The sequence below is a fragment of the Pseudomonas putida W15Oct28 genome (assembly GCF_000708715.2).
GTDB lineage: Bacteria > Pseudomonadota > Gammaproteobacteria > Pseudomonadales > Pseudomonadaceae > Aquipseudomonas > Aquipseudomonas putida_R.
In genome coordinates this window covers 64,087-84,722 of sequence record NZ_JENB01000001.1, presented here as the reverse complement: position 1 = coordinate 84,722, position 20,636 = coordinate 64,087, and the positions used below count along the sequence as shown (strand labels likewise).

The 20,636-nt window shown below is 62.9% G+C and carries 18 protein-coding genes and 1 pseudogene; 8 read left to right on the top strand and 11 right to left on the bottom strand.

What is annotated here, in order from left to right; translation table 11 throughout:
- The first annotated feature begins 2 nt into the window (after positions 1-2).
- The 7 genes from pqqA (at position 3) to AK81_RS00355 (ending at position 6,759) form a co-directional block, all read left to right on the top strand.
- Entirely contained in the window at positions 3-74 is a 72-nt protein-coding gene (pqqA, locus tag AK81_RS27710; protein ID WP_010455123.1) for a pyrroloquinoline quinone precursor peptide PqqA, read from the top strand.
- Positions 75-199: 125 nt separating this feature from the next.
- Positions 200-1,363, top strand: coding sequence for an alcohol dehydrogenase-like regulatory protein ErcA (gene ercA, locus AK81_RS00380; RefSeq protein ID WP_043195906.1), 1,164 nt, complete (start codon positions 200-202; stop codon positions 1,361-1,363).
- Entirely contained in the window at positions 1,347-3,023 is a 1,677-nt protein-coding gene (locus AK81_RS00375) for a PAS domain-containing hybrid sensor histidine kinase/response regulator (protein WP_043195905.1), read from the top strand. The genes ercA and AK81_RS00375 overlap by 17 nt, the downstream gene beginning before the upstream one ends.
- A gap of 291 nt (positions 3,024-3,314) precedes the next feature.
- Positions 3,315-3,722: an OsmC family protein gene (locus AK81_RS00370; protein ID WP_043195903.1), complete on the top strand. Its 408-nt coding sequence runs from the start codon at positions 3,315-3,317 to the stop codon at positions 3,720-3,722.
- Between the two features lie 605 nt (positions 3,723-4,327).
- Positions 4,328-4,942 carry a hypothetical protein gene (locus AK81_RS00365; RefSeq protein WP_043196143.1) on the top strand — a complete coding sequence of 205 codons (615 nt, stop codon included), beginning with the start codon at positions 4,328-4,330 and terminating at the stop codon, positions 4,940-4,942.
- Between the two features lie 244 nt (positions 4,943-5,186).
- Positions 5,187-5,504, top strand: a complete 318-nt coding sequence (locus AK81_RS00360; protein WP_043195901.1) for a helix-turn-helix domain-containing protein — start codon at positions 5,187-5,189, stop codon at positions 5,502-5,504.
- The gene (locus AK81_RS00355) at positions 5,497-6,759 is read left to right on the top strand and encodes a type II toxin-antitoxin system HipA family toxin (RefSeq protein ID WP_043195899.1); all 1,263 of its coding nucleotides are present in this window, start codon (positions 5,497-5,499) and stop codon (positions 6,757-6,759) included. The genes AK81_RS00360 and AK81_RS00355 overlap by 8 nt, the downstream gene beginning before the upstream one ends.
- A 13-nt stretch (positions 6,760-6,772) precedes the next feature.
- On the opposite strand, the gene AK81_RS00350 is transcribed toward AK81_RS00355, so the two are convergent.
- From AK81_RS00350 to AK81_RS00330, 5 genes and pseudogenes are all read right to left on the bottom strand, one after another.
- Positions 6,773-7,996, bottom strand: coding sequence for an OprD family porin (locus tag AK81_RS00350; RefSeq protein ID WP_043195896.1), 1,224 nt, complete (start codon positions 7,994-7,996; stop codon positions 6,773-6,775).
- A 104-nt stretch (positions 7,997-8,100) separates the two neighbouring features.
- Positions 8,101-9,483 (bottom strand): tripartite tricarboxylate transporter permease, encoded by a 1,383-nt coding sequence (locus AK81_RS00345; protein WP_193393735.1) that lies wholly within the window; start codon positions 9,481-9,483, stop codon positions 8,101-8,103.
- Positions 9,483-9,935, bottom strand: coding sequence for a hypothetical protein (locus AK81_RS00340; RefSeq protein ID WP_043195892.1), 453 nt, complete (start codon positions 9,933-9,935; stop codon positions 9,483-9,485). The genes AK81_RS00345 and AK81_RS00340 overlap by 1 nt, the downstream gene beginning before the upstream one ends.
- Positions 9,936-10,037: 102 nt before the next feature.
- On the bottom strand, positions 10,038-10,958 hold the full coding sequence (locus tag AK81_RS00335) for a hydroxymethylglutaryl-CoA lyase (RefSeq protein ID WP_043195890.1): 921 nt from the start codon (positions 10,956-10,958) through the stop codon (positions 10,038-10,040).
- Positions 10,955-12,247: pseudogene (locus AK81_RS00330) on the bottom strand (hydroxymethylglutaryl-CoA reductase, degradative); the annotation flags it as partial. The pseudogene AK81_RS00330 and the gene AK81_RS00335, both read right to left, overlap by 4 nt.
- A gap of 144 nt (positions 12,248-12,391) precedes the next feature.
- Here AK81_RS00330 and AK81_RS00325 point away from each other — a divergent pair.
- The gene (locus tag AK81_RS00325; protein WP_043195888.1) at positions 12,392-13,759 is read left to right on the top strand and encodes a PLP-dependent aminotransferase family protein; all 1,368 of its coding nucleotides are present in this window, start codon (positions 12,392-12,394) and stop codon (positions 13,757-13,759) included.
- Between the two features lie 134 nt (positions 13,760-13,893).
- On the opposite strand, the gene dsdC is transcribed toward AK81_RS00325, so the two are convergent.
- The 6 genes from dsdC to AK81_RS00295 form a co-directional block, all read right to left on the bottom strand.
- Positions 13,894-14,832: a DNA-binding transcriptional regulator DsdC gene (gene dsdC / locus AK81_RS00320; protein WP_043195887.1), complete on the bottom strand. Its 939-nt coding sequence runs from the start codon at positions 14,830-14,832 to the stop codon at positions 13,894-13,896.
- A gap of 35 nt (positions 14,833-14,867) precedes the next feature.
- A complete protein-coding gene (locus AK81_RS00315; RefSeq protein ID WP_043195885.1) occupies positions 14,868-16,217 on the bottom strand; it encodes a D-serine ammonia-lyase in 1,350 nt (449 codons plus the stop codon).
- Between the two features lie 34 nt (positions 16,218-16,251).
- Positions 16,252-17,595 (bottom strand): gluconate:H+ symporter, encoded by a 1,344-nt coding sequence (locus AK81_RS00310; protein ID WP_043195883.1) that lies wholly within the window; start codon positions 17,593-17,595, stop codon positions 16,252-16,254.
- A 515-nt stretch (positions 17,596-18,110) separates the two neighbouring features.
- Positions 18,111-18,833: a peptidase gene (locus tag AK81_RS00305; protein WP_043195882.1), complete on the bottom strand. Its 723-nt coding sequence runs from the start codon at positions 18,831-18,833 to the stop codon at positions 18,111-18,113.
- Positions 18,834-18,906: 73 nt separating this feature from the next.
- Positions 18,907-19,686: a transglutaminase family protein gene (locus AK81_RS00300; protein ID WP_043195881.1), complete on the bottom strand. Its 780-nt coding sequence runs from the start codon at positions 19,684-19,686 to the stop codon at positions 18,907-18,909.
- A complete protein-coding gene (locus AK81_RS00295) occupies positions 19,683-20,633 on the bottom strand; it encodes an alpha-E domain-containing protein (RefSeq protein ID WP_043195880.1) in 951 nt (316 codons plus the stop codon). The genes AK81_RS00300 and AK81_RS00295 overlap by 4 nt, the downstream gene beginning before the upstream one ends.
- Positions 20,634-20,636 lie beyond the last annotated feature (3 nt).

Here is a 20,636-nt window from a genome sequence, read left to right as displayed (position 1 = left end):
CCATGTGGAATAAACCCGCCTTTACCGACCTGCGCATCGGCTTTGAAGTGACGATGTACTTCGCCAATCGCTGATGTGCCACCCGGCCATCGTTACGGTGGCCGGTTCCTCTGAGTGCTACTCATTGGTCTGGTTGCTTTCGCTGCGGGATGCTTTACGCTGGCGGTTACCTTCCAGAACAATAAGAACAGGCTTGCCAATGAGCCAGAGTTTCAGCCCGCTTCGCAAGTTTGTATCGCCTGAAATCATCTTTGGTGCCGGCTGCCGGCATAACGTCGCCAATTACGCGAAAACCTTCGGTGCCCGCAAGGTGCTGGTGGTCAGTGACCCGGGCGTGATCGCCGCCGGCTGGGTGGCGGACGTGGAGGCCAGCTTGCAGGCCCAGGGCATCGATTACTGCCTGTATACCGCCGTGTCGCCCAACCCGCGGGTCGAAGAGGTGATGCTCGGCGCCGAAATCTACCGGCAGAACCACTGTGATGTGATCGTCGCCGTCGGCGGCGGCAGCCCGATGGATTGCGGCAAGGCCATCGGTATCGTGGTCGCCCACGGGCGCAGCATCCTCGAATTCGAAGGCGTGGACATGATCCGCGTGCCCAGCCCGCCGCTGATCCTGATCCCGACCACGGCCGGCACCTCGGCGGACGTGTCGCAGTTCGTGATCATCTCCAACCAGCAGGAACGCATGAAGTTCTCCATCGTCAGCAAGGCGGTGGTGCCGGACGTGTCGCTGATCGACCCGCAAACCACCCTGAGCATGGACCCGTTCCTGTCGGCCTGCACCGGTATCGATGCGCTGGTGCATGCCATCGAAGCCTTTGTTTCCACCGGCCACGGCCCGCTGACCGACCCCCACGCGCTGGAAGCCATGCGCCTGATCAACGGCAACCTGGTGGCGATGATCGCCAACCCCACCGATATCGCCCTGCGCGAGAAGATCATGCTGGGCAGCATGCAGGCGGGGCTGGCGTTCTCCAACGCGATTCTGGGCGCGGTTCACGCCATGTCCCACAGCCTGGGCGGCTTCCTCGACTTGCCCCATGGCTTGTGCAACGCCGTGCTGGTGGAGCACGTGGTGGCGTTCAACTACAGCTCGGCGCCGGAGCGTTTCAAGGTGATTGCCGAGGTGTTTGGCATTGATTGCCGTGGCCTCAACCACCGGCAGATCTGCGGGCGTCTGGTGGAGCACCTGATTGCCCTGAAGCATGCCATCGGCTTCCATGAAACCCTGGGCCTGCACGGGGTGCGCACCGCGGACATTCCGTTCCTGTCGCAACATGCCATGGACGACCCGTGCATCCTCACCAACCCCCGTGCGTCGAGCCAGCGTGATGTCGAGGTCGTTTATGGCGAGGCCCTCTGACGAGCAGCAGCGGGCGCTGGCCGGGCTGTTGGGGCTGGGCGACCACTCGGCGCGCAAAAGCCACTACCCGGAGCTTTCCGCCCGCCTGGACGAGCTGGAGGCCGAGCGCAACCGCTACAAGTGGCTGTTCGAAAATGCCGTGCACGGGATTTTCCAGGCCAGCCTGCAGGACGGCATGCGTGCCGCCAACCCGGCGCTGGCGCGCATGCTCGGCTACGACGACCCGCAAGCGGTGCTGTTTTCCCTGACGGACCTGGCCGCCAACCTGTTCGACGGCGGTGTCGAGGAATTGCAGGCGATTACCGCGATCCTCGCCCGTGAGCGCAGCCTGCACGGCTATGAAACCCGCTTGCGGCGCAAGGATGGCAGCCACCTCGATGTGCTGATGAACCTGCTGCTCAAGCCCGGGCAGGAAGGGCTGGTGGAGGGTTTCGTCGCTGACATCACCGAACGCAAACTGGCCCAGCAACGCCTGCAACAGCTCAATGACGAGCTGGAGCAACGGGTCGCTGCGCGTACCGATGAATTGCTGGAGGCCCGCGATGCCGCTGAAGCTGCCAACCGCAGCAAGGACAAATACCTCGCTGCCGCCAGCCATGACCTGCTGCAACCGCTGAACGCCGCCCGCCTGCTGATCTCCACCTTGCGCGAGCGGCCATTGCCAGAGGCCGAGCATGTGCTGGTGGAGCGTACCCACCAGGCTCTGGAGGGCGCCGAAGACCTGCTGACAGACCTGCTGGACATTTCCCGGCTCGACCAGGCAGCGGTGAAGCCGGACGTGGCCGTGTACCGCCTCGACGAGCTGTTCGCGCCACTGGTCTCGGAGTTCCGCTCAGTAGCCGACGCGGAAGGCCTCAAGCTGCATGCGCGCATCCCGGACTGTGCCATCAGCACTGACCTGCGGCTGATGACACGCATCCTGCGCAACTTCCTCAGCAACGCCTGCCGCTACACCGACGAAGGCCGGATTTTGCTGGGGGCAAGGCGCCGGGGTGGCCATTTGCGGCTGGAAGTGTGGGATACCGGGCGGGGTATTGCCGAGGACCGGTTGCAGGCGATTTTCCTTGAGTTCAACCAACTGGACGTCGGCCGCGCAGCGGATCGCAAGGGCGTGGGGCTGGGGCTGGCCATCGTCGAGCGGATTGCCAAGATTCTCGGCTACCGGATCGCGGTGCGTTCGTGGCCGGGGCGTGGCTCGGTGTTCAGCATCGAGGTACCGCTGGGTAAAGAGGTGCCACTGGCCGTTCACCAGGCTGTGACACTGCCAAGCGTCGGCAACCCGCTACCGGGCCGCCGCCTGCTGGTGCTGGACAACGAAGTGAGCATCCTTGAGAGCATGGGCGCACTGCTTGGGCAGTGGGGCTGCGAAGTGGTCACCGCGACTGACCAGGCAGGCGCCTTGCTGGCCTTGCAGGGGCGGGCCCCGGAATTGATCCTGGCCGACTACCACCTGGACCATGGCGTGGTGGGTTGCGAGGTGGTGAGGTATTTGCGGGAGCATTTTGCGGTTGCCATACCGGCGGTGATCATTACCGCAGACCGCAGCGATCAATGCCGGCGAGGCTTGCAGAAACTGGGGGCGCCGCTGCTGAACAAACCGGTCAAGCCAGGCAAGCTGCGGGCGGTGTTGAGCCAGTTGCTCCAACCTGACCTGCGTTGATTTCGAGGCAAACACAAGCCCTGTAGGAGCAGCCTTGTGCTGCGAAGAGGCCATTGCAGCCGAAGATAATATTTAGCCTTACCGGCCTCTTCGCAGCACAAGGCTGCTCCTACAGGAACTGCACCGAACCTGAAGGGGTACCGCAGGTATCACCGGGTGCCCGCGTTCACCACGCAGAACGCTGTGGTGCAAATCCGTCGCCTACTGCCAGCTGCCTAGTGCTTCTATCATTCAACCCTCGCAGCCCAAACAGCAGGGCTGTTTCAGGACAACCGAAAATCAGGAGCTTCCATGGCAGAGCGAGCAATCCGCGCGTCATTCGCAGGCGTGGCCTACCAGGTAAATATCACCAATGGCTTGCATCAGTGGGCCAGTGACGTCGCCGTACAGGCAGGTGGCAAGGATGTCGGGCCGTCGCCCCATGAATTGTTGCTCTCATCCCTTGGGGCCTGTACGTCCATCACCGTTGCCATGTACGCACAACGCAAGGAAATGCCGCTGGAAGCCATCGATGTGGACATCACCATCCAGCATGAGCAGTTGGGGCGTGAACCCAGGATTCAGATTGCGCGTGAGATTCGCCTGCGCGGGGCGCTGAGCGACGAGCACCGTGCGCGTTTGCTGGAGGTCGCCAACGCCTGCCCCATTCACAAGGTGTTGAGCGGCGAAATCACCATCGCCAGCAAGCTGGTGGAATGAGGCTCCGCCGTGCGTCGATGATGCCGACTGATTGATCGGCGTGTTTTCACCGCCACCCTGTGCTGCCGAATGGCCTCGGGGTGGCAGTCCACAAACTGCGAACAACGAAGTAGAGCCATTAAGGCCCGTTGCGAAGTTTGGATCCACTGATCCGAAAAACTTTTCCATTCGGTCAGCTTGCAAGAAGTTAGCAAACTAACTAATGCGGCTTTAAATACCGCTGGTCGGTGCTTGTGTTCAAGAAATGAACGTTTTTCCTGCTGATGGCTCCTATTTGCGAGCAGGTGTATTTCTCAGGAACTGCACCTCGCACCCTTTCAGGAAGTTATACACCGTCAACCTCATGTGCGCCGCAGGGATGCACATGGGGATTTTTATTGCCTCTGATAATGGAGTAATGCCTATGCCCAACCGAGGGTCAATGGTTGAGCCGCTGTGTATCAAAGTTTCAATCCGCTGTTTCAATTAACGATATGAATGGGTCTTGCCGTTGCGATCACGCCGTTCGCACGCCTGTAGCAAGGCCCGCTAGCGCTAATGCATTACGTGGAGAATTCGACGTGGACTTTAATACAATTATTAGCCTGTTCGGGCAGAAAGAATCCATGGAGCTGGTGCGGTTGTCGGTTATTTATGTTCATTTGCTGGCCTGCTGCGTCGCCATCGGGCTGGTGTTTGCCAGCGATGCCGAGATGGTCAGGGACTTGTTGAAGGGTCGTCAACAGGCCGGGCATGACGGTAGGCATATGGCGCGTTTGCAGAAGTCTGTAACGAACGCCTTGATGTTCTTGTGGCTCACCGGGGCTGCCGTCATTGGTATCGACTACCTTGAAAAAGGCATGAGTTATTTTGCCAATCCAAAACTTCACGCCAAAGTTATTATTGTTCTGTTGCTGACATTCAATGGCATGTTGTTGCACCGTTATGTATTGCCGGCGTTGCTCAAGGCGGGCTCTTTGCTTGACCTCAGTATCGGCGTGCGCATGTTCGCGCTGTTCTCCGGCGCGTTGTCCGGTGTGTCCTGGTTATACGCGGCAATGTTGGGTGTCGGTCGGCCGCTGGCCTGGAAGTACTCGCTGACCGAGTTGCTGCTGGCCTATCCGGTCATGATCCTGCTTGGCTTTGCCCTGATGGCCGCACTGACCCAGTGGGCGCGAAAACGCACGACGGCCAAAGCGACGCAAGCACCTGTCTGGCCGCTGGCGGGCATTCCTTGCTGAGAGCCTGAGCCACGGCTTTGAACGCAGTACCCTGCGAACCTGTAACGCGGGTTCGCAGCATCGTTGATTTCATGCGCAGTGAAATGGATGATGTGCTGGGGTCGGATAAAGCCCAAAATATTGTGGGTTAACGCATAAAAGCGCCGTTAATTCACAAGATATTGGATTTATCTATCTTGTTGGCGTACACCACAAATCCTATAATTTGGGTGTTAATGGCTAATTTTGATGGTTAGTACACATTATGCTGGATTTAGGCTTCAGCAAGCCCGGTGAAATCGTCAGGCGCCTTTGCGAGCGTTTACGCACCGAGCGCCTGGCTTTGGACATGACACAGGCTGAGTTGGCCGGGCGCGCCGGCATCGGCGTCAACACCGTGTCCAACCTTGAAGCCGGTCGAAATGTCGGGTTTGAGAATCTTGTCCGGGTGGCGATGGCGCTTGGGCGCGTAAAGGAACTGGAAGGCCTGTTCCTTCCCCGGATCGACAGCATCGAAGACATTCGACGCTACGAAAACAGCGCCAAGCGTCTTCGGTCAAAAAGGAAGCCTGGCAATGCTTGAACAGGTGAACGTGTTCTACGAGGGGTGGGGGGAGCGCTGGCAATGGGGCTCACTGGCCGCTACGACTGCCCTGACAGGTCGCCCGCTGATTGTGTTCGAGTACAGCGACGAAGCCAGGCGAAGAGGCCTGGAGCTGTCCGCCTATACGCTGCCGTTGCAGGGGCCGACGTTACGCAGGGACTTCCCTGGCCATCAGCTTCACTTGCCAGGGCCGGTGTACGACGCGTTGCCCGACGGGTGGGGCAGGCTGCTGATGGACCGCATGTTCAGGCGGCGCGGGCTTACCACGGCGCGTATCGGCGCACTGGAACGGCTGGCCTACATTGGTGGCAATGCAATGGGTGCCATGACGTTCGAGCCCGTTGCAGCTGAAGGGCTGCTGGCGCAAGTCCATGTTCCACTGGGAAAGCTCGCCGCCGAAGTGGCGCAGGTGCTTCAGGGTGAGGGTGGCGAGTTCCTGCAGACACTGCTGCTGGTCGGCGGCTCGCCTCAAGGTACCAGGCCCAAGGCCCTGGTTTATCGCAACCCTGAGACTGGCGCTTTTACCACTGCTGCCACCCCGGGCCTGGAGGCCTGGTTGGTCAAGTTCCCGGCCAAGGACGAGCATCCCGAGGTGTGTGCCATCGAGATGGTCTACGCCGAATGCTTGCGCCGCTGCGGTATCGAAACCCCTGACACGCAGTACTTCAGCCTGCCCAATGGGCTTGCGGCATTTGCCAGCAAACGCTTTGACCGGCAGCAGGGGCTGCGTGTACCGATGCAAAGCCTCGCGGCGTTTACGGGGGCCGATTTTCAGTCCCCCGGGGTTCTGGACTACGTCAATTTCGTGCGGGCAACGCAGATGTGTACCCGTGACGTGCGTGAAATGGCGATAGCGTTCGAGCGTGCCGTCTTCAATATTGCGTTCAACAACAGGGACGATCATCCCAAGAACTTTGCGTATCTCATGTCGCAGCAAGGCCACTGGCGACTGGCGCCGGCCTACGATGTGACGTTCTGCGAGGGACCAGGCGGTTATCACCAGATGGATGTGATGGGGGAAGCGCTGGCCATTTCCCGCACGCAAGTGCTCCGGCTTGCGGAAGAGGCCGAGGTGCCCCGGGACGTTGCCTGCAAAATGATCGACCGCATTTGTGATGTGGCCAATCAGTTTGCAAGCGTTGCCGGCCAGCTGTACCCAGGCGCCATTACGAGCGATACCTTGCGCGCGGTTCAGGGGCGCATTGATCAGAACGTCGCTTTGCTGCGTCGGTAAGTACTCGGTGCATTTACAAGATTGAAAGCGGATAACTCACGATCACCCGGTGCTCATCGAACTCATTACTGCTGAAGTCCCGACGCAAGGTTGAACTGCGCCACCTGACGGTCAGGTCACGCAATGTGCCGCTCTGGATTGTGTAGGCCAGTTCGGTTTCGCGGCCCCATTCCTTGCCATCGCGCACGCTGCCGATGTGCACGTTGTCGCCGCTGATGTAACGGGTCATGAATTGCAGGCCGGGCAGGCCGTCGACCGCGAAGTTGTGGTCGTAGCGCAGCTGCCAGGAGCGCTCGTGGGCGTTGTCGTAGCTGGAGTTATAGCTGTCGTTGGCCAGGCTGGTACCGGCAGTGCCATTGACCCGCATCCAGCCGGTGTCGCCGCTGACCCGTTGCAGCCCGAGGTAAAACGTATGGCCGCCGGTACGTGCCGAGAGCAGCAGCGAAGTGGTGCGGTTGTCCATGGCACCCGCCAGCGAGCGGCCGCTGTCGTTGCCGACGAAGTAGCCGAGGTTGGCCCCCAGGGTCCAGTTGCCCACGGCCTGGCTGTGGATCAGGTTGTAGTACTGCTGGCGGTAGATGTCTTGCAGGTCTGAATGCCAGACGGCGAGTTGAGTGGCCTTGTCGTTGAACAGGTATTCGGCGCCGAGGATGTCCAGGCGGTCCGAGGTGGCGGTGGGCCTGCCGGCCATGAACAGGTCTTCCATGCTGGCGTCGTTGCGCGGGCTGTTGCCGCGAAACCGCGCGCCGTAAAGGGTGAGGTTGTCGATTTCGCGGGAGGTGAGCTGGGCGCCCTGGAAGGTCTGGGGCAGCGAGCGACCGTCGTCCGAACGCAGCACCGGCAGCATTGGCGACCACTCGCCAACCTTCAGCTCGGTGGCTGAAACGCGTGCCTTGAGTGCCACACCCAGGCGGCCGAAGTCATCCGCCGGGCGGCCGTCGTCGTGCACCGGCAGCAACTGGGTACCGGCAGTGCCGCGGCCGCCGTCGAGCTTGACCGAGTACAGCCCCAGCACATCCACACCAAAGCCGACCACGCCCTGGGTAAAGCCGGAGCGGGCGTCGAGGATGAAGCTTTGCGTCCATTCTTCGGCCTTGCCCTGGGGGTAGGCCGGGTCGACGAAATTGCGGTTGATGTAGAAGTTGCGCAAGGTCAGGCCGACCTTGGCGTCTTCGCTGAAGCCTTCGGCCTGGGCGCTGCCGGCGCCAAGCAACAGGCAAGCGCAAGCCGCCGTCATGCGGCAAGGGGGGCAAAGGATATTCATTGTTGTTGTTCCTTTCTTGCAGGCGAGTGAAACCACGCAGCCGCCGTGGCTGCGTGGCAGAGCAGGGGAGGGTCAGTTCAGCCGAACAGGGCGACGATGGCCGGCACGCTGAGCACGGCGGTGTAGTAGCCCATGAATTGCACGCCGATGTTGAAGCCGATGAAGCGGTACAGGAAGCCACCCAGCAGGCCGACCGTGAGGATTACCAGCAGGCCCAGCAGGCCGCCTTCCCACAGGCCGATCACCAGGATCAGGCCGACGAAGGTGGCGATCACCGCCTCGTGGCTGATGCGCCTGGAAACGAACGATGCGGCGCGGTGGGCGAAGTTCATCGAGAAGGGGTAGGCGATCAGGATGGCGATCACCACCGCCAGCATGCCGTAGGCGAGGAACTCGCTTGCGCTGAGCAGGTTGTGCAGGTTGTTCACCTGCCCGCTGACGCTGTCCACGGTGAAGCGTGGCGGGGCGTTGAACAGCGGTGCGGCCGGCCCGGCGGCTACCGGGCTGAGCGGCAGGCCAAAGGCGATCAGCGGGATCAGCGCCTCGGCAATGTAGGTGGACTCGGTAACACCATTGCGCACGCTGATGACCGTGGTCAGGCGGTGATAGGCGTGCTTGATGCGCGAGCCCACCACTTCACCGAGGATCACCGTCATTGCCACCGGGCTGAACACGAAGGTGGCACTGGACACCGTGGCGGTGGCCAAGGTCCAGCCGGCCTGGCGGCGGTCCAGCACCTTCAGCGGGTTGGGGAACCAGCCACCCCAGCCCTTGACGTCTGGCGACAGGGCAAAGGTGCGTCGCTCGCTGCGCTTCATCCGCGCCCGCTCTGCCGGGGCGAGCATGGCGAACAGGGCGGCGATCAGCGGGCCGATGGCGATGCCCAGAAAGTAGCTGACGCTGAGTTTGACGCCGTGCTGGCCGGTGAGGGTCTGCAAGGCGATGATCACCAGCACGAAGGGCAGCAGTGCCAGCACCGAGGCCCAGCGGCCGGCCGAGAAGTAGGCAATGGTGGTGGCGGCGGCGAGGAACACCCAGGGCGCCGCCTGTTTGATCGCATCGCCGAACGGCGCCAGCAGCACGGCGAACAGCACCGCCAGTGGGACGGCCACCAGGGCGGCGATTACCGCGCCGGAGATCATCTTGCGCAGGGCAATGTGCGGCACGCCCAGGTTGCGCAGGAAGTTCGCTTCGCGCATCAGTGGGGTAGCCATGGTGTCGCCGGGGATGCCGAGCAACGCCGTGGGCACCGCGTGGGTCATGTGCTTGGCCACCGCACCGGCGAGGAAGAAGGTGAACACCCCGGCAGCGGGCACGCCCAGCAGCACCACCAGCAAGGTCAGCGGCGCCAGGGTGGTGGTTTCGTCGCTGCCGGAGATCAGGCCGATGGCAGCAAACACCACGGCGCCGATCACGCCCATCAGCACGGCTATCAGAACCTGGTCGAACAGGGCGTCCATCAGGCGGTACCTCGCTTCAGGGTTGCGGTGCTGGGGCTGGCTGCGGCTTCGCTGGCGGGTTCGGCTTCATCGAACAGGCGCTCCAGGCCCAGTTCACGCAACTCGTTGCGTACCTCTTGCGGCAGCTCGCTGAGCTGGCCGATGCCGCCGTACTCGCTGCGCAGCTCTTCGATCACCTGCTGGCGCCAGGCCGGGTCGGCGACATGCTCGACCACATGGCGCTTGGGTTTGAACAGGCAGGCGCTGACCCCGCCGCCCAGCAGTGAGCCGAGAATGCCCAGCAACATGGCGTAGGCGCGGGCCATCTGGCTGGACTCGACCCAGCCGGTCAGTAAGTGTTCGGCCAGAAAGAACGTGCCCAGGCTGCAGGCGGCGCCGATGGCGATGGCGGCGAGCAGGTGGCGGCTGTCCACGGTGTCGCCCCAGACTTCATACAGGTTGTCGTCAGCCATGGTCCACCTCCGGGGGGAGGGGGTGCAGGCGGCATTCAAGGGTCATTGGTTTTCTCCTGCCCTTGCGGGCTTGTTGTTTTTGTTCGGGAGCTACAGGTGCGATCAGTGCTGGCTGGCGCTCCTTGCCGCCAGGGCGAGGCCGGCGCGGGAGCGGTTGGCGGTGCCCAGTTGGGCGCTGATGTGCACGCCAACCCGTGCCACGGCCTGCAGGTCGACACCGGTGCTGTAGCCCAGGCCGTGCAACAGGTACAACAAATCTTCCGTGGCCACGTTGCCGCTGGCGCCAGGCGAGTAGGGGCAGCCGCCAAGGCCTGCAACCGAACTGTCGAAGGTGCGTACACCTTGCGCCAGCGCGGCATGCACATTGGCGATGGCCATGCCCCAGGTATCGTGAAAATGGCCAGCCAGCGCTGCCACCGGCACGTGCTGCGCGCAGTGCTCGAACAGCTGCGCGGTTGCGTCCGGCCGGCCGGCACCGATGGTGTCGCCCAGGCTGATCTCGTAGCAGCCCAGTTCGTGCAGGCGCCGTGCGACCTTGGCCACGGCCTCTGGCGCCACCCCACCACTGAACGGGCAGCCGAGCACGCAGGATACATAACCGCGTACTCGGATTGACGCTTGCCTGGCTGCTTGCAGCACCGGGGCGAAGCGTTCGAAGCTTTCATCGATGGAGCAATTGATGTTGTTGCGCGAGAACGCCTCGGAAGCAGCGGCGAACACCGCCACCTCGCGGCAACCGGCCCGTTGCGCGGCCTGGAAGCCTTGCAGGTTGGGCACCAGGGCTGCGTAACGAACCCCGTCGTTATCAGGTAACTGGCGTAACACCTCTTCGCTGCCGGCCATTTGCGGCACCCAGCGCGGCGACACGAAGGCGCCGGCTTCGATATGCCGCAGGCCGGTGGCCGCCAGCTCGCCGATCAAACTTACGCGGGCGGCCACCGACAACGGTTGGCGCTCGTTCTGCAGGCCGTCCCGCGGGCCGACTTCAAACACCTTTACCGCTTGCGCCGGGGCCATGGTCATTCGCCGCGCTTCTGTTTCAGCAGCGCTACGGCGCGGTCGGCGCGCACATCGTGGTTTTCTACCAGCTGCCGGGCAACCCAGTCCACCTCGTCGCCCCGGGCGCCCGCGACCACAGCGATATTGCGCGCATGCAGGGCCATGTGGCCGCGCTGGATGCCTTCGGTGGCAAGGGCGCGCATGGCCCCGAGGTTTTGCGCCAGGCCCACGGCCACGGCGATCTCCGCCAGGTCCTGTGCGGTTTTCACCTGCAGGATGCGCAACGACAATTGCGCCAGCGGGTGCGTCTTGGTGGCGCCGCCGACCAGGCCCACGGGCATCGGCATTTCCAGGGTGCCGACCAGGTGGCCGTTACCGTCCTTTTCCCAGGTGGTCAGCGAACCATAGTGGCCACTGCGGCAGGCAAACGCATGGGCGCCGGCTTCAACGGCACGCCAGTCGTTACCGGTGGCGACGATCAGCGGGTCGATGCCGTTCATGATGCCCTTGTTGTGGGTGGCCGCGCGGTAGGGGTCGACCGCCGCGAAGGCGTAGGCGTCGAGGATGCCTTCGATCACCGCCTCGCCGCTGAACTCAGCCGTTCTCAATTGCTCCGGGGTGATGCGCACCTGGGCCCGGGCCAGGCGCAGGTCGGCCAGGTTGGACAGAATGCGCAGGCGTACCTGGCCCCCGGTGATCGCTTCCATCAGCGGCGCCACGGCCTCGGCCATGGTGTTGACGGTGTTGGCACCCATGGCATCGCGCACATCGACGATCAGGTGCGCCACCAGCATCGGGCCGCGCGGGGTATCGGCGAAGGTGTGCACTTCGATGTCCCGACAGCCGCCACCGAGGCTGTTGAGCAACTGGTCCTTGCGGTTGGCCAGCTCAATGATTTCGTCCTTGCGCCGCAGCAGGCTCAGGCGCGCATTGAGCGGGTCCTGCACGCCGACGATCTGTACCTGGGCACGCATCAGCGGGGCGCTGCTGGAGGTGATGAAGCCGCCATTGGCGCGGGCCAGTTTGGCCATGTACGACGCCGCAGCGACGATCGAGGGTTCTTCCACCACCAGCGGCACCAGCACATCGCGGCCGTTGACCTGGAAGTTGCTGGCCACGGCGAAGGGCAGTTCGAAGGTGCCGATGACGTTTTCGATCATGCCGTTGGCAATGTCCATCGGCAGGGCGCCGGCGTTGGCCAGCAGGCTGACATCGTCGTGGCTCAGACCAATCAGTTGGCCGATATGATCCAGGCGCGCGGCAGGGGACAGGTTGCGGAAAGCGGGCAGGCGGGAGTCGAGGCTCATGAAAGCTCCGTTGGAGTCATTGTTGTTGGGCGGCGGCTTGAGCGCGTCGCCGGCTTGGTGCTAAATGTGCAGCCACTGTGCCCTTGATTAAAGGTACAGTTTTGCCCAACAGTACCCAGACTGTACCCCTGACAGCCCAGGAGCCCGCCGATGCCCCGTGTCACCCTTGCCCAGCAGGTCGCCGATGCGGTTGAGCAGCAGATCCGTACTGGCGTGCTGAAGGTCGGCGATCGCCTGCCGTCGCTACGCGAATACATGCGCTTGCATGGGCATTCGAAGAACACGGTGATCACCGCCTATGAGATCCTCGCCTCCAAGGGGCTGGTGGAGGCGCGCCACGGCCAGGGCTTTTTCGTCGGCGCGCAGGTGCAGGCCGCCGAAGTGGATGAGACACCGCCTTATACCCGGGCGATGGACACCATCTGGATGATGCGTCAGCAGTTCGTTCGCGAACCCGGGCTGGCGCCGCTGGGTGAAGGTTTTGCGCCGGTGGCCTGGCTGCAGGACATGCGCCTCGACAAGTTCACCCGGCAGGCCATGCGCAGTGGTGCCGGCAACCTGTTCCGCTATGGCAACCGCCTGGGCAACCCGGGCCTGCGCCAGAGCCTGGTGCGCAAGCTGGCCAGCTACGCCATCAGTGCCACGCCCCGGCAGATCGTGACCACCCACGGCGCCAACCATGCGCTGGACCTGATCATCCGCCGCTTCGTGGTGCCGGGCGACGCGGTGCTGGTGGAAAACCCGGGGTACTACCCGCTGTTCGGCAAGCTGCAACTGCACGGCGCGCGGCTGCTGAGCGTTCCGCGCCTGGCGGATGGCCCGGACATGGACGCGCTGGAGGCCATGCTGCGTGTCGAGCGGCCCCGGTTGTTCTTCATCCAGTCGGTGTGCCACAACCCGACCGGCTCGGATATCTCCCCGGCCAAGGCCCACCGCCTGCTGCAACTGGCCGAGCGGCACGACTTGCTGCTGGTCGAAGACGATGCCCTGGCCGACTTCAAGCCCAGCTCTGCGCTCAAGGTGGCGGCGCTCGACCAGCTGCGCCGGTCGCTGTACATCGGCAGTTTTTCCAAGTCGGTGTCGGCGGCCTTGCGGGTGGGTTACATCGCGGGCAGCAAGGAGGCCATCGACGAGTTGGCCGACCTGCAGATGATGCTGCACACCAGTTGTTCGGAACTGTGCGAGCGCACGGCGGATGTGATCCTCAGCGAAGGGCACTTCCTGCGGCACCTGATGCGCCTGCAGGACCGGGTGCGGGAGGCCACTGCCGGTGGGCTGCGGGTGCTGGACGAACTGGGGGCCGAAGTGTTCTGCCGACCGGAGCAAAGCTTGTACCTGTGGGCGCGTTTCCCCGGGATCGAAGATACTGCGCTGCTGACCCGCGAAGTGCAGGGCAGGGGGGTAATGCTGGCGCCGGGGGCGATCTTCCAGACCAACCAGAAGGCCGTGACACCCTGGACCCGGCTGAACGTGGCCTATCTGCAGGAACCGGTGTTCGCGCAGTGCATCCGCGCCTGAACCAGGCCTGCACTGGCCCCTGTGTAGGAGCGGCCTTGCGTCGCGATCGGGCTGCAAAGCAGCCCCAGCAATTTATGCGGTGTAGCTGAAACCTGGGGGCCGCTATGCGGCCCTTTCGCGACACAAGGCCGCTCCTACAGGTCAGTGCAGGCTTCTTTGATGAGCCAGTCGATCAACACCTGCAGGCGTTTGGGCATCGGGTCATGATGCGGGTAGACCAGGTAATAGCCATAGTTGGGGGTGTCGACGAAACCACCGAACGGCAAAACCAGCTCACCTTGTGCAATGCGATCCTTGACCAGCTGTTCGCGGCCAATGGCGATGCCTACGTGATTCAACGCAGCGAGCGTGCACAGGTCGGAACGATCGAATGTGAGGAATCGGCGTGGGAGGCTGATCCCCGCACCTGTGGTGTTGGCCCAGAGCTGCCATTCTGCATCGAATGCAGCGTTGTCCCAGGCCGCTACGTCATGCAAGGCGGTGCAGTGTTCCAGCGGGTGCAGGTCACCGGTCAGTGCATGGGTTTCTGCGTAACGGGGAGAGCACACAGGGGCGATCCGCTCGTCCATCAAGTGGATGCTCTGCAACCCCGGATGATGGCCATCCGAATAACACAGGACCAGGTCGATCTTGCGTGTGCGGTAATCGATGCTCTCGTTGCCCACCCTGATATCCAGCTGGATATCAGGGTAGCGGGCGGTGAACTGCGCCAGCCGCGGCACCAGCCAGCACTGTGCGACTGACGGGCGCACATACAACGTCAGCTGGCCGGCGATTTCGGCGTGCGCACGTTCCTGCACGGCCTCGCTCAGCTCATCCATGGTCCGTTGCATGACCGCGAACAGGCGCTCGCCGTCTTCGGTGAGGCTGACCTTGCGCGGCATGCGGTGGAACAGCTTGAGCGCCAGCTCATCTTCCAGGCGATTGATGCGATGGCTCACGGCACTGGCCGTCAGGCACAGCTCATCGGCGGCGCGCGAGAAGCTCAAGTGCCGTGCCGCCACCAGAAAGACATGCAGGCTGCCCAGGTGCGAGCCATTGAGTTTCACGGCGCCGCCGCCGGGCTTTTTCATTGATCAATCCTTCCTGCGCCGTTCACTGGTTGCGGTTACCCGTTTGCCTGCGGGCTGCGCCCTTTCGCCAGATAGGCGTTGAATTCATCAATCGGCACCATGCTGCCACCCGTTCCCCAGACGAGGTGGGTAGCCTGCTGCAGCTGGGCTGGGGTGAAGCCCTGGCGAGCCAGGTACTCGTCTGCTTGCAGCACCCGCAGCATACCGGGCACGCCGGCCAGGGCAGAGGGTTCCAGTTTGACCTTGTCCTGCTCATGGGCGATGACCATCAAGCGGTACAGTTCTTCGTCGGTCACGGTGTAGTAACCATCGATCAGCCGCTGCATGGCTTTGCCGACAAACCCGGAAGGGCGCCCGACCGCCAGGCCGTCGGCGGCGGTGATGTTGTCGATGCCAAAGTCCTGCACGCTGGTTTCATCGTGCAGGCCGGTATAGACACCCAGCAGCATGCAGGGGGAGTGGGTGGGTTCGGCAAAGATGCAGTGCACGGCATCGCCAAACACCAGCTTCAGCCCGAATGCGACACCGCCCGGGCCGCCCCCTACGCCGCACGGCAGGTACACGAACAATGGATGATCTGCGTTTACCTGGATGCCCGCCTGGTCGAATTGCCGCGCCAACCGTTCGGCGGCCACGGCATAGCCGAGAAACAGTTGTGGGGAGTTTTCGTCGTCGACAAAGTAGCAGCTGGGGTCTGAGGCCGCCTGCTGGCGGCCTTGCTCCACCGCCACGCTGTAGTCGGAGGCGTGTTCGACCACTGTGACGCCGTTGGCGCGCAGCTTGTCCTTTTTCCATTGCCTGGCGTCAGACGACATGTGCACGCTCACCTGGAAGCCCAGCTTGGCGCTCATGATGCCAATCGACAGCCCCAGGTTGCCGGTCGAGCCCACGGCAATCTTGTACTGGCTGAAGAATGCACGGGCCTGGTCGCTCGCCAGTTTGGTGTAGTCATCCGTTGGCGTGATCAAGCCGGCCGCCAGGGCAAGGTCCTCGGCGTGCTTGAGCACTTCATGGATGCCGCCCCGGGCTTTGATCGAGCCGGAGATAGGCAAGTCGCTGTCCGCCTTGAGCCACAGGCTGCCCACGTTCTGCAGCGATCCTTCGTCGATAAGCAGCTGGCGCAGCTGTGGCAGCGGAGTGATGTGCGACTCGATGACCCCGCCGGCCGCTGCCGTCTCGGGGAACACGGTGGCCAGGTAAGGCGCGAACCGCTGCAGCCGCGCACTGGTGGCTTGCACGTCGGCCGCCGTCAGGCCTACGTCGTGCAAAGCCTCTGCAGCCTTGGCGATGCCAGGGTTGAACCAGCTGGTTTGTTTCAGGGCAACCAGCTCGGTGATGATCGGGTGGCTTTGTTGCCAGGCTTCCAGGGTTTTTCCGTGAATCATGATTTCACCTGTAGTGCGGTATGTGCAGAGTAGATCAGACAATCTTCGAAAGGAGCAGGGTCAGGCACAAGGCGACTACCGAGGCCAGCACTGTAGCGGCAGTGAACTTCTTCAATGCATCACTCAGGGAAAGGCCCAGGTATTCCTTCACCACCCAGAACGCCGAGTCGGTGATGTGGGTCCAGCCGATGGCGCCGGCGCCGATGGCGATCACCAGGATTTCCCGGTTGTATTCGGGGTGCTGGCCAAGGATCGGCATTACCATGCCGGCCGCGCTGATCATCGCGACGGTGGCCGAGCCAACGGCAAAGTGCATGATCCCGGCGATCAACCAGGCGAGGATGATCGGGTTGAGCTGCGTCTGGTTCAGCACATCGGCCAGTGCCTTGCCGATGCCGCTGCCCACGAGCATGTCATTGAAGGCACCGCCGGCACCGATGATCAGCAGAATGCCGGCCAGGGGAGGGAAACAGCGCTGGGTCAGGCTCAGCAGGTGTGCCATGTCCAGGCCGCGACGCAAGCCCAGCGCCCAGTAGGCGAACACCACCGACAGCGTCAGGGCAATCAGTGGGCTGCCCAGGAAGGCCACCCACTCGTACAGCGCAGAGCCCTTTTCCAGAACCGTAGCGGCCAACGTTTTGCCGACCATCAACACCAGTGGCAGCAGTACGGTGGTGAGTGTGATGCCGAACGCGGGCATTGCCTGCTCTTCTGCTTGCGCCACCGTGCGTGCAGACAGGAAGGCCTGCTGGGCTTCGCCGGCTTCACGGCTACAGGTGAAGCGAACCCACACCGGGCCCGCGATGATAGCGGTCGGAAGGCCAACGATGAGGCCGTACAGGATGACAGTACCGATATCCGCATTGAGCATGCCGGTGATGGCCGTGGCGGCCGGGTGTGGCGGGAGAATGCAGTGCACCACCATCAGCGAGGTGGCCAGCGGCACGCCGAGGTACAGCATGCTGATGCGGGTTTGCCGTGCCACCACGTAGATCAACGGAATCAGCAGGACGAAGCCGACCTCGAAGAACACCGGGATGCCGGCGATGAAGCCAACGAGCATCATTGCCCACGAAGCATTGCGTTCACCCAGCCTGTTCAGCAGCGTGGTGGCGATGCGCCTGGCGCCGCCGGATTCTTCCAGCAGTTTGCCGAGGATACTGCCCAGGCCGATGATGCCGGCAAGAAAGCCCAGCGTGCTGCCCATGCCTTTCTCGAACGCCGCCACGATTGCCGTAGGCGCCATGCCGGTGCCGACACCGACCACCAGGCTTGCGGCCATCAAGGCCAGAAACGGGTGTACTTTAAGTTTGCTGATCATGACGACGATCAGGAGTATCGCAGTGCCCAGGACGAGTAATGAGAACGTTGGAGTCATCGTGTGGTTTTCTCTATCGCTGATCGCTTCCGTGCGAGCTTCTTGTTGGTTTGCACCCATTAGATTTCAGCGATTTGATCGACTCAAACGATGACTCCTCACCCCATAGGTGAGCCCATGTCATGCATGCTAAGTACCCGAGAAAATGATGAAGTGAATTATTGGCTCTGTGCCAGGGCTCATTGATGTGGTGCCTGTGCTGGCCTCTTCGCGGGCTCGCCCGCTCCCACGCGGGGTGGTGCCCCTTATAGATTTTCAGCCAGGCAGCTGGTCCAACTGACTGTCTCGATTCCAAGGCAAGTACAGGACCTGTAGGAGCAGCCTTGTGCTGCGAAGAGGCCATTGCAGCCAAAGATGACCTTCAGCCCTACCGGCCTCTTCGCAGCGCAAGGCTGCTCCTACCTGGTGATGCGGTAGCCTGAGTGAGGGTGCAAGACAGTTGCTTCCACTGTGGGAGCGGGCGAGCCCGCGAAGAGGCCGGTACAGGCAGCAGAGATTTTGAGCGGTTCGCTCATTCAGCCATAAGGCGGCGCTGGCAGTTCGGCCAGCAGGGTTTTCAAGCCGTCACTCCACTGCCTGCGAATCTGCTGGTAATAGGCATCGTCGCTGGTGATGCGCTGGCGCGTCATGCTTTCCAGGCTGTTGTTGCGGTACACCAGCAAGTCCAGCGGCATGCCCACCGACAGGTTGCTGCGGATGGTGGAGTCGAACGAAATCAGGCCGCAGCGCAGCGCTTCATCGAGCGGGGTGCGGTAGTCCAGGTTGCGGTCGAGGATTGGCCGGCCGTACTTGCTTTCACCCAGTTGCAGGAACGGAGTGTCCGGCGTGGCCTGGAAGAAATTGCCTTGTGCGTAGACGTTGTAGATGGCCATGGGGCCACCGGCTATCTGGCCGCCAACAATGAATGAACTGCTCAGGTCGACGTCGGCCGTAAGCTTGCTGCGGTCTCGGCTGACCACTTCGCGCAGGGTGTCGGCAACCAGCACTGTAGCGTCGTAGAGCGTGGCAACGTTCAGCAGATGAGGGCCGCTGCCCTGGGTACGCTGGCGCAGCAGGTTCACCACCGACTGCGAGGTTGCCAGGTTGCCGGCGGTCTGCAACACGACCAGCCGCTCGCCCGGGATGCTGAAGACGAACAACTTGGCAAAGGTGGAGATCTGGTCGATGCCGGCGTTGGTGCGTGAGTCGCTGATGAAGACAAGCCCGTCCTCCAGGTGCATGGCGACACAGTAAGTCATGCGGTTTCCCTTGTGATGCGTGTGGAGTGGTCTTGCCGCACCCGCGCGGCAAGACCGGCCTGCAGCAAGCCCGTCACTGGCGATGCACGTGGACGCTGGCCTGCATCGCTTCGGTGCCACCGCCGCGGCGTACGCCCCTGACCGGGCAGGCATCGAGATAGTCCAGGCCGACTGCCAGCTTCAGGTGACGTTCGGGCCGCGTCAGGCGGTTGGTGATGTCGAAGCTGTACCAGGCGTCGTCGACCCAGGCCTCGGCCCAGGCATGGCTGGCCAGGTGCTGTTCGTCCTCGGTGCACAGGTAACCGGACACATAGCGTGCCGGCACCCCCAGGCTGCGGGCGCAGGCCAGAAAGGCGTGGGTGTGGTCCTGGCACACGCCAGCGCCACCGCTGAACGCTTCGATGGCCGTGGTGCCCACCGAGGTGGCCCCGGGGCTGTAGGGCATGTGCTCGGCCAGGCCTTGCATCAGCCCGATCAGCGCAGCCCGGTCGCGGTGGCTGCCACATTGCCGGGCGGCGAAAGCAACCAGGGCGCCATCGGCCAGGGTCAGGTGGCTGCCGCGCAGGAACGGCAAGGGTGACTGGCCCTCGGCTTCGTGTTCGCAGTCCGGGTCGATCTCGACCTGGCCGCGGGCGGTCAGTGCCAGGTGGCCATGGGGTTTGTCCAGGGTCAGTACATGCAGGATGTTGCCATAGGGGTCGATCTGGCCCTTGACCTTGCAGGGCAGGTCCAGTTGCCATTCATTGATGCGCTGGCGTTCGCTGCTGCGCGGCGTCAGGCGCAGGAACTGAATGCTGTTGCTTACGTCGCTGGCGTAGCTGTAGGTGGTGTCGTGGCGAATGGAGAGTTTCATACAACCTCCAGGTAGGAGTGATGGACGGCCTGGCCCAGTTGGTTGACGCGGCCGATGAAGTCGCTCAGCCAAGGGTGCAGCCCGGCGTCGAGTATTTCGTCGATGGCGGTGTAGCGCAGGCGCGCGTTCAGTTCGGCGGCCATGCGCTGGGCGGCGCGGCCGCTGCTGCCCGGCAGGCCGGCCAGGATCATGTCCAGTTCCTCGATGCAGGCATGCAGCGAGCGCGGCACGTCCACCCGCAACAGCAACAGCTCGGACACTGGCCGGGCACTGGGCGCGGCGCGGTACAGCTCGTTGAACGCTTCGTACGAGGTCAGCGCGCGCAGCAAGGCGCTCCACTGGTAATAACCGCGGGCGGAGCTGTCGCTGACCTCTTCGGAGGCCTCGCCGAACATTTCGTAGCGCGCATCGAGCAGGCGCAGGGTGTTGTCCGCCCGCTCCAGGAAGGTGCCCAGGCGGATGAAACTGTAGGCATCGTTGCGCATGATGGTGCCGGAGGTAGCGCCGCGGAACAGGTGCGAGCGTTCCTTGACCCAGTCGCAGAACTGGCTGATGCCATAGCGGCCAAGGCCATTGCTGGCGATGTTGCGCATTTCGATCCAGGTGGCGTTGATGTTCTCCCACATGTCGGCGGTGATCCGGCCGCGCACCGCATGGGCATTGGTCCTGGCGGCCTGCAGGCAGCAATAGATGCTGCTGGGGTTGGTCGCGTCCAGGGCAAAGAAGTGCAGCATGCGCTCGGTGTCGAGCTCGGTGTGCCGGCGGATGTAGTCGTCCAGCGTGCCAGAGGCCAGCAGCGACATCGCCAGCTCGGCATGGCCGTCGCTGCGCCCGGCCTGGGGCATCAGCGACAGCGAATAGCTGACCTCGAGCATGCGTGCGAGGTTTTCTGCACGTTCCAGGTAGCGGGACATCCAGTACAAGTCGGAAGCGGTTCGCGAAAGCATGGT

Excerpts from the sequence above, each read along its gene's own strand:
- AK81_RS00310 (WP_043195883.1), bottom strand. The coding sequence starts at position 17,595 with ATGACTCCAACGTTCTCATTACTCGTCCTGGGCACTGCGATACTCCTG.
- AK81_RS00315 (WP_043195885.1), bottom strand. The coding sequence starts at position 16,217 with ATGATTCACGGAAAAACCCTGGAAGCCTGGCAACAAAGCCACCCGATC.
- AK81_RS00300 (WP_043195881.1), bottom strand. The coding sequence starts at position 19,686 with ATGAAACTCTCCATTCGCCACGACACCACCTACAGCTACGCCAGCGAC.
- AK81_RS00335 (WP_043195890.1), bottom strand. The coding sequence starts at position 10,958 with ATGACCATGGCCCCGGCGCAAGCGGTAAAGGTGTTTGAAGTCGGCCCG.
- ercA (WP_043195906.1), top strand. The coding sequence starts at position 200 with ATGAGCCAGAGTTTCAGCCCGCTTCGCAAGTTTGTATCGCCTGAAATC.
- AK81_RS00375 (WP_043195905.1), top strand. The coding sequence starts at position 1,347 with ATGGCGAGGCCCTCTGACGAGCAGCAGCGGGCGCTGGCCGGGCTGTTG.
- AK81_RS00370 (WP_043195903.1), top strand. The coding sequence starts at position 3,315 with ATGGCAGAGCGAGCAATCCGCGCGTCATTCGCAGGCGTGGCCTACCAG.
- AK81_RS00325 (WP_043195888.1), top strand. The coding sequence starts at position 12,392 with ATGCCCCGTGTCACCCTTGCCCAGCAGGTCGCCGATGCGGTTGAGCAG.
- AK81_RS00355 (WP_043195899.1), top strand. The coding sequence starts at position 5,497 with ATGCTTGAACAGGTGAACGTGTTCTACGAGGGGTGGGGGGAGCGCTGG.
- AK81_RS00340 (WP_043195892.1), bottom strand. The coding sequence starts at position 9,935 with ATGGCTGACGACAACCTGTATGAAGTCTGGGGCGACACCGTGGACAGC.
- AK81_RS00360 (WP_043195901.1), top strand. The coding sequence starts at position 5,187 with ATGCTGGATTTAGGCTTCAGCAAGCCCGGTGAAATCGTCAGGCGCCTT.
- AK81_RS00345 (WP_193393735.1), bottom strand. The coding sequence starts at position 9,483 with ATGGACGCCCTGTTCGACCAGGTTCTGATAGCCGTGCTGATGGGCGTG.
- AK81_RS00295 (WP_043195880.1), bottom strand. The coding sequence starts at position 20,633 with ATGCTTTCGCGAACCGCTTCCGACTTGTACTGGATGTCCCGCTACCTG.
- dsdC (WP_043195887.1), bottom strand. The coding sequence starts at position 14,832 with ATGAAAAAGCCCGGCGGCGGCGCCGTGAAACTCAATGGCTCGCACCTG.
- AK81_RS00305 (WP_043195882.1), bottom strand. The coding sequence starts at position 18,833 with ATGACTTACTGTGTCGCCATGCACCTGGAGGACGGGCTTGTCTTCATC.
- AK81_RS00365 (WP_043196143.1), top strand. The coding sequence starts at position 4,328 with ATGGAGCTGGTGCGGTTGTCGGTTATTTATGTTCATTTGCTGGCCTGC.
- AK81_RS00350 (WP_043195896.1), bottom strand. The coding sequence starts at position 7,996 with ATGACGGCGGCTTGCGCTTGCCTGTTGCTTGGCGCCGGCAGCGCCCAG.